Below are 7,678 nucleotides of genomic sequence, written 5' to 3'. Positions count from 1 at the left end.
TAGTGATGTTCTGACCAATTGATTTCGTCTCAAGAAAAATAAAATTCATGAGTTTAAATAAAAATGAAATTTATAAGAACAGTTGTGATAATATTGTCGATTTTAGCTTTGACCAATTGTTCAAATAAAAAGCAGGGAAATGATAAAGATCAAATCATTTTCCATGTTGACAGCTTGCTTCTGGACAGCACATACACCAATTCAAAACTTGAAATTGACTTTAAACCACCCAAAAACTGGAAGGTTATTTCTGACGAATTAATGGAATCTATCAAAGCAAATACGGAAACAATATCTGATTCGATAAATATCGATTTGCAGAAGGTCTTTATGAATAAGGATATTTCAGGTTTTTGTTTTATTTCAACTTTTGAAGAGAATTATCATTCCCGCAATTTTGTTAAAGATTACATTTTGGAGATCAAAAAAAAGAATTCGGAAAAATCTATCAAGGAAGGTAATTTTTTATATAATGATTTCAAGATAATGCAGTTATCGATTTTTGACCAGGATAATATTAATCTGAAATTGATCATTCAATCTCAAAAACAAAAAACATTCTTAATAGATTATATCATTCCCATGAAATTTTATGAAGATAATTTAAGGGCAATCGAGTCTTCCATTGGCTCGTTATCAAATAAAGAAAAAGAAGGAGAGAAAAAATGAGAAAAGCGATTATTGCAGCAACTCTGATTTCATTATTGATCGTTGTTGGCTGCTCAACTCACATTCATACGGTTGGCAGTGGACCGCAAAGTTATGAAATTGTCGAAGCCCGACAATGGTATATCCTGTTTGGTCTTGTTCCTTTGAATACTGTCGATACGAAAACAATGGCTGCGGGAGCAACGGATTATGAGATCAAGACCGAGCAAAGTCCGTTAGATATTTTAATGAATATTTTTTACAGGTCAAATTTCTATTTATTCCAGAACTGTAACTGTCACAAAATAATAGATATTTTTGGAAGACCCGCCCTTTTAATTTAGCTCGGAACTTTTAATCCGACTTTTGACGGATTGTTCCAAGAAAGTCAAACAAGATTGTTTGTCATACAATCTTATATCCGGCTTCCCCAACTGCTTTCTGGATATCTTCCGGATTAAAATTACCGGATATTTTCGCATTTTTCTCATTCAGACTAACAATCACATCTTCCACCCCGGAAACTTCTTTGATGGCATTGGTAACATGCATAACACAATGATTGCAGGTCATTCCTTCGATCTTGAAGATTTTTATGTTTTCGGAAACACTCACATTATCCTCCGTTCTGTGAGATCCGTATTTTATTTTTGCTGATAATTTCCTAAATAAAGACATCAATAGGATTATTGAAAAAAGGATTAATAAGATATTCAAAATTAAAGAATTTTCCTGATGATGCTGCATAAATGAATAGCTCTTTTCACTCCCAAAAATATCAAAAATAAAATTCAAAGCAAAACCACCAAGAATCGCAAAAATGGAAATTACAGAAAGATAAATTATCACGATTTTCTTACCCATAGCATTCCCGATCAATGCGATTGTCGCCGCATTTGTAGCTGGACCAACAACCAGGAAAACGAAAGCAGCTCCCGGAGAAATCCCTTTCATGATCAAAGAAACTGCAATAGGAATAGAAGCTGTTGCACAGACATAAAGCGGAATTCCGAAAGCGATCATGATCAGCATACCGGTAAAACCTTCTCCTCCGTATCTGGCAAAAAAGTTTTCCGGAATAACGAATGAAATTATTCCAGCCAGAACTATTCCGAAAACAAGCTGCAGAGAAATATCATCAAGGAATTCCACGAAAGCATATTTCATCCCGTAATGAAGTTTCTCGAGGAATGAATGTGTATGAGGTTCGGTTATTTCGCAGGTATCACATTCGAAAGCAGGAGAAATATCCTCTCGATCTTCCTTCTCATCTTTTGTCAGATTATTAGTGATCATTCCACCAAAAATTCCCATGATAAAAGCAGCGAGCGGACGGAAGATCGCAAAGATGGGTCCCATCATCCCATAAGTTGCAATGATGCTGTCCACTCCGGTTTGCGGAGTCGAGATAAGGAAGGAGAGAGTTGCTCCCTTCGATGCTTTCTGCTTACGCAGGTGCATGGCTGTCGGGATAACTCCGCAGGAACAGAGCGGAAGCGGAACACCGAGAACAGATGCTTTCACAACCGAGAGGAAGTCATTTTTTCCCAGGTGTTTGATGATAAAATCTTTCTTGAAAAAGATATGGAGAAGTCCGGCAACTATCAGTCCGATGAAGAGATAGGGAGCGATCTTGAGATAAGTCTGCCAGACATCATTTAATAAATCTATGATCATTATATTTCCTTTCTATCCCTATAAAACTATTTGATAATATAACAGGAAAAAAAATTAAAACAAAAAAATCGTGCAAGGAAAATCTTACACGATCCGTAGATCAAGACAGGTTCACTTTCCGAAGCCTATCTTACAATATTTCTCACTTCAGCCTAGTGCTATCCGCTTGCGGATAGCACTAGGCTGAAGTGAGAGTGTATAAGTAATCTCTTCCCATCGAATAAATTCGATGGTTAATGTTTTATAATAATTTACTATGGAAAATTGGGTTTATTTTAATTGACACTGAAATCGCATTCTCAATTTGTGTCGCTTTTTTAAAACAAAATTAAAGGAGATTCTCTATGAGAGTGCTCAAATTGGAGAAAAAGAACACGGAAAAATTGTATGATGTTCTTTCAAAATTTGGGGAAGTTTGGTCTCCGGTAAAAGAAGATGAAAGTTATACTTATCAGAAGATCGATAAGGCTGCAGATTTAACTTTTCATCATCATCCGTCGCGGACGATATTACCGGAAAAAAAACTACTTATGCCCCCGAAATTTACAACCCTGAATTTCTCATCAAAAGGTTATGAAAAACCGGAAGAAGAAATTTCATCCAAAGTCGTATTCGGTGTGCACAGTTGCGGAGTTCATGCTTTCAATATCCTGGATAAATTCTACACAACCGATTATATCGATGCCGATTATAAGATCAGAAGAGAAAAACTCATCATTGTTGCAACATCCTGTCTGCCGGATGAATACTGTTTCTGCAATAAAACAGTAACGAGTATCGTTCAGGAAGGATTTGATCTGGCACTTATCGATCTGGAAGATTATTATCTTGTTTGGATAGGTACCAGTATCGGTGATGATATTGTGCGAGTTGGTCAAAGAATAGGGATTTTTAATGAAAATGTGCCAAAAGATGTCACTGAAAAATACTCAAAATATCGTAAAGACAAGCGAGAAGCATTTATTAATGATATTGATCTGGAAGGTATTACCGACTTGATGGAACTTTCCCACGATGCTGATTTCTGGAAAGAACTCGGTGATAAATGTCTGGCTTGCGGTCAATGCACGATGGTTTGTCCGACCTGCACCTGCTATAATATCATCGAAGACAATGCCTTAAATGAAGATGCCGGAACGCGGGAAAGATATTGGGATTCCTGTATGTTCAAAGATTTTTCGTTAACTGCCGGAGATCATAATTTTCGGGCAGCAAAATCCGAAAGGCTCAAACTTTGGTACACTCATAAATTAAAAGCATTTATCGGACATTTCGGATCACCGAGTTGTGTTGGATGCGGAAGATGTATTGTTACCTGTCCGGTAGATATTAATGTCCGAACAGTCGCAGAAAAACTGAAAAAGGGGGCAGAATAATGAACGAACATAAATGCAGTTGCAATAATAACGGTTCTCGAAATGCACATAATCATGAAACACAAGTTCCCGTGATGATGAGAATTATCAGTAAGAAAGATCTGACTCCGGATGTGAGATTCTTCCAAACTGTTCCGACCAAAGATTACAGATACGAAAACCTTGATTATAAACCGGGTCAGTTCATGTCACTTTCCATTCCCGGGGCAGGAGATGCTCCTTTTTCAATTACATCTTCTCCTTCAAGAAAAGGGATCATCGAGTTTGCAGTTCGAAAAGTCGGCAGATTTACGGAAAAACTTTTCTCACTCACAGATGGTGATTTAATTGGACTGAAAGGACCTTTTGGTAATGGTTTTGACTTGGAAAAATTCTCTGGAAAAGATATAATTATTGTTGCCGGTGGATTGGGGGCTGCTCCATTAAGATCTCTGCTTCTATACATTTTGGATAATCGAGAACAATTCGGAAAATTTACATATCTTTATGGAGCCAGAAATGTCGAAGATATGCTTTACAAAGAGGATTTCTTTGAACTTCTCAAATCCGAACAGATCGATCTGCATCTGATCGTTGATGATGAAAATGAAGGATTTGAAGAAAAAGTTAAGAAAGGTCGAGTTACGGAACTTTTCAAATCTATCAAGGGGATCGATCCGAATAATACAGTAGCTGCTGTGTGCGGACCTCCGGTCATGTATCGATTTGTAGTGAAAGAGCTTCTGGAACTGGGAATGTATAAGAATGATATTTTGCTTTCTCTGGAAAGAAGAATGAAATGCGGTGTTGGAAAGTGTGGACATTGTATCATAGATTATGTTTATACTTGTATCGACGGACCGGTATTTACCTACTGGGATGTTCTTCATATGAAAGATCTGATTTAGGAGGAAATGATGAGTAAAAAACCAACACTCGGAGTATATGGATTTACCGGTTGTGCCGGCTGTCAATTAGCGATCATCGATTGTGAAGACCAACTTGTCGATCTCTTTGAAGCAGCAGATATAAAAGTTTTCTATGAAGCAATGAGCAATAATGATGACGAAGCAGAAGTTGATATTGCTCTTGTGGAAGGATCGATAAATACGGAAAAACAAAAAGAAGAATTATTAGAAATAAGAAAAAAGGCAAAAATCCTCGTTGCGTTTGGATCATGTGCGAATTATGGATGTGTGCAGACCATGGCAAATGACGATGGAAAATGGGCAGAAAGATTCAAAAAGGTTTATGGAGATGTGAAATTCACGGTTGGAAAAGCAATGGAAGCACAACCGATCAGTAATTTCGTGAAAGTGGATGTATCGATCCCCGGATGTTCTCCCAGCACTCCTCAAATGCTGATGGCATTCACCAAACTGCTCAACGGAAATATGCCGGTTTATACAAATGCTCCGGTTTGCCTGGAATGTAAATTCAGAGAGAACGAATGTCTTCTAAATAAAGATATTTTGTGTTTAGGACCTCTAACCAAAGGTGGATGCACTGCTCCTTGTCCAACTCACAACACAGGTTGTGTAGGTTGCTGGGGAATCATCGACGAAGCAAATCACACCGCAGAATTGAAGTTGATGGTCGAGAAAGGTTTCAAAGCAGATGATATTATCCGCAAATTCAGTATTTTTGGGGGCGGCAAGATCACTGCCAAAATAAATGAACTTATGGAGGTTGTTCAATGAAAACAATAAAAGTTAATCATCTGGCTCGCGTAGAAGGTGACGGCGGCATCACTGTAGAATTTGACGGCAACAAACTCTCTAAAGTCAATGTGGATATCTTTGAAGGACCTCGTCTGATCGAAGCGCTGGCAGTTGGAAAAACTGCTCAAGAGATAAATTCCATTACCCCAAGAATTTGTGCAATCTGTACGGTTTCACACAAAAATGCATCCGTTCGTGCCTGCGATCGCGCACTGGCAATTCCGGAAACAAAAAAGACTTACTACACACGCGAACTTATGCATTTGGGTGAAATAGTGGAAAGTCATTCTTTGCATGTTTTTGCTCTCGCTCTTCCTGATTTTCTGGGTTATCCGAATGTGATTGCCATGGTCGATAAATATAAAGATATTGTTATGCAGGCTTTGAATCTTAAAAAGTTCGGAAACAGAATTATGCAGATCACCAACGGCAAATTCATTCACGGTGAAAATGCTGTTGCCGGCGGTTATGGCAAGTTCCCATCGAAAACAGAACTTCTGGAAATCAAAACAACTGCGGAAAGTTTCATGGAATTCGTAACAGCTGCGACCGACATTGTCGGCGGATTGGAAATTCCTTCTTACCTGGAAGAAGAAACAGTTTTCGGCTGCTGTAATCCTGATGACAGTAATTCTTTCGGTTATTGGGGAGATTCCATCATCGTTTCCGACGGAACTATAATTCCGGCAATGGAATATAAAGAAAACCTGATCGAACGAGTAGTTCCCCATTCATTTGCAAAACGTTCTTTATATAAAGGAAAACCATTCAGCGTAACTGCTCTGGGTCGTCTAATCAATCTTGGAGACAGGTTGAAAGGAAACGCTGGAGAGTATTATCGCAAGTATCGAAACTGGCGTTGGAACCGCAATCCGTTCTTCAACAATCTCGCTCAATCTATCGAAATGATATATTGTCTGGAAAGAATTCCGGTTGTCATTGATAAACTTTTGGAAATGAAAGATACACCAATCCAGGAACCAACCAGATCGGATGGTCGCGGAGTCGGTCTCGTGGAAGCACCAAGAGGATTGTTAGTTCACGATTATACATTCAGAGATGGAAAAATCATAGATTGCAACATCATCACACCAACTGCTTATAACCTTGATGATATGGAAAAGTACATTGGAATCGCTGCTAAAAATCTGAACAATGCCGGACAGGAAACCGAAGCGATCCGTTTTGAACTGGAAAAGATTGCCCGTTCTTACGATCCCTGCATCAGTTGTGCAACTCACCTGGTTAATGTGATTAAAAAATAGTCTATTAAACACTGAAAAACACCGAATTTCACTGAAGATTATTTCAGAAAATTTTGGAAAATTGTTGATTTAAGAAATATGAATTAGATTAATGCTCGCTCCTGATTAGGGAGCGAGTTTTTTTTATTTTTTGGGAGTAAAATTGTCAAAACCCGTCATCTTAAGCATAGGCGAAAGATGATTTTACAATGATAATAAGAGATTCCTCGACTCCTCTCGGAATGACAGTTCAAGATTTTGAGCAAGACTTAGATCGTCCCGATTTATCTTGATGATTCGAGGATTGTGATAATTTTAATTGATTGTTCTCGACTCACGCTTTGTTGCGAGTCAAGTCCAATCAAAATTGAGAAAAAATGAATTTTGAAAATTTTCTGAAGGATATTTTATCCAAATATAAAAAAGAAGAGATAACATTTCTGGGAATGGGAAATCCTTATCGCAGCGATGATGGTTTTGGAATTGAGTTTGTAAAAAAGGTTAAATCTCTCTTCCAAAATTCTTTTACGGAATTTGATAATAAAGATGAAGTAGTTCTGGAACTTTGTAATAATAATGATAAAGGAATTCTGATTTTCGTAGATGTTTCTGATTTTGAGGGAAAATCCGGTGATTTGAAAATCCTTTCTTATGATGAAATTGAAGATATTGATAAGCATTTTCATAAAATTCCCATCAAATTGTATATGAAATTGCTGATCAGTTCCCAAAAAGAATCTTATATTTTAGCGATCAAACCGAAAAACCTGAAGTCTGTTAATGAACCGAAATTGTCGGAGATCGTCGCAGTAAAATTAGATGAGATTGTTACCCGATTGAAGGAATTTACTACTAATGAACGCTGATAAATTTACTCTAAATAGTTAGATTTTATTGATCCACTTTGTTTTAAATAATTCACACTTGACTTAAAAACCATCATTTAAAAGAAATACATCGATTTTCTTGAGGTGAAAATGTATCGGATATTGATCAACGGGATAGTGCAGGGAGTAGGTTTCAGACCTTTTGT

The 7,678-nt window shown here is 37.5% G+C and carries 8 protein-coding genes; 7 read left to right on the top strand and 1 reads right to left on the bottom strand.

The window, feature by feature from the left end:
- Window positions 1-63 precede the first annotated feature (63 nt).
- Window positions 64-669: a hypothetical protein gene (locus ENL20_12055; GenBank protein ID HHE39289.1), complete on the top strand. Its 606-nt coding sequence runs from the start codon at window positions 64-66 to the stop codon at window positions 667-669.
- On the top strand, window positions 666-992 hold the full coding sequence (locus tag ENL20_12050; protein ID HHE39288.1) for a hypothetical protein: 327 nt from the start codon (window positions 666-668) through the stop codon (window positions 990-992). Before ENL20_12055 ends, ENL20_12050 begins: the two co-directional genes overlap by 4 nt.
- Window positions 993-1,053: 61 nt before the next feature.
- Here ENL20_12050 and ENL20_12045 read toward each other — a convergent pair whose 3' ends face one another.
- The gene (locus tag ENL20_12045; protein ID HHE39287.1) at window positions 1,054-2,325 is read right to left on the bottom strand and encodes a hypothetical protein; all 1,272 of its coding nucleotides are present in this window, start codon (window positions 2,323-2,325) and stop codon (window positions 1,054-1,056) included.
- Window positions 2,326-2,669: 344 nt separating this feature from the next.
- On the opposite strand from ENL20_12045, the gene ENL20_12040 reads away from it, so the two are divergent.
- The 5 genes from ENL20_12040 to ENL20_12020 all read left to right on the top strand — a co-directional run bounded on the left by ENL20_12040 (window position 2,670) and on the right by ENL20_12020 (window position 7,511).
- Window positions 2,670-3,701, top strand: a complete 1,032-nt coding sequence (locus ENL20_12040; protein HHE39286.1) for a hypothetical protein — start codon at window positions 2,670-2,672, stop codon at window positions 3,699-3,701.
- Entirely contained in the window at window positions 3,701-4,588 is an 888-nt protein-coding gene (locus ENL20_12035; GenBank protein HHE39285.1) for a hypothetical protein, read from the top strand. Before ENL20_12040 ends, ENL20_12035 begins: the two co-directional genes overlap by 1 nt.
- A 6-nt stretch (window positions 4,589-4,594) precedes the next feature.
- The gene (locus tag ENL20_12030; protein HHE39284.1) at window positions 4,595-5,380 is read left to right on the top strand and encodes an NADH:ubiquinone oxidoreductase; all 786 of its coding nucleotides are present in this window, start codon (window positions 4,595-4,597) and stop codon (window positions 5,378-5,380) included.
- Complete coding sequence (locus ENL20_12025; protein ID HHE39283.1) at window positions 5,377-6,666, top strand: Ni/Fe hydrogenase subunit alpha; 1,290 nt, start codon at window positions 5,377-5,379, stop codon at window positions 6,664-6,666. Before ENL20_12030 ends, ENL20_12025 begins: the two co-directional genes overlap by 4 nt.
- Before the next feature lie 356 nt (window positions 6,667-7,022).
- Window positions 7,023-7,511, top strand: a complete 489-nt coding sequence (locus ENL20_12020) for a hydrogenase maturation protease (GenBank protein ID HHE39282.1) — start codon at window positions 7,023-7,025, stop codon at window positions 7,509-7,511.
- Window positions 7,512-7,678 lie beyond the last annotated feature (167 nt).

This window comes from Candidatus Cloacimonadota bacterium (assembly GCA_011372345.1).
GTDB lineage: Bacteria > Cloacimonadota > Cloacimonadia > Cloacimonadales > TCS61 > DRTC01.
This window is presented reverse-complemented; position numbering and strand designations above follow the sequence as displayed.

What these genes read in the sequence shown, in the direction of transcription:
- ENL20_12045 (HHE39287.1), bottom strand. Translation starts at nt 2,325, where the DNA reads ATGATCATAGATTTATTAAATGATGTCTGGCAGACTTATCTCAAGATC.
- ENL20_12040 (HHE39286.1), top strand. Translation starts at nt 2,670, where the DNA reads ATGAGAGTGCTCAAATTGGAGAAAAAGAACACGGAAAAATTGTATGAT.
- ENL20_12055 (HHE39289.1), top strand. Translation starts at nt 64, where the DNA reads ATGAAATTTATAAGAACAGTTGTGATAATATTGTCGATTTTAGCTTTG.
- ENL20_12050 (HHE39288.1), top strand. Translation starts at nt 666, where the DNA reads ATGAGAAAAGCGATTATTGCAGCAACTCTGATTTCATTATTGATCGTT.
- ENL20_12020 (HHE39282.1), top strand. Translation starts at nt 7,023, where the DNA reads ATGAATTTTGAAAATTTTCTGAAGGATATTTTATCCAAATATAAAAAA.
- ENL20_12035 (HHE39285.1), top strand. Translation starts at nt 3,701, where the DNA reads ATGAACGAACATAAATGCAGTTGCAATAATAACGGTTCTCGAAATGCA.
- ENL20_12025 (HHE39283.1), top strand. Translation starts at nt 5,377, where the DNA reads ATGAAAACAATAAAAGTTAATCATCTGGCTCGCGTAGAAGGTGACGGC.
- ENL20_12030 (HHE39284.1), top strand. Translation starts at nt 4,595, where the DNA reads ATGATGAGTAAAAAACCAACACTCGGAGTATATGGATTTACCGGTTGT.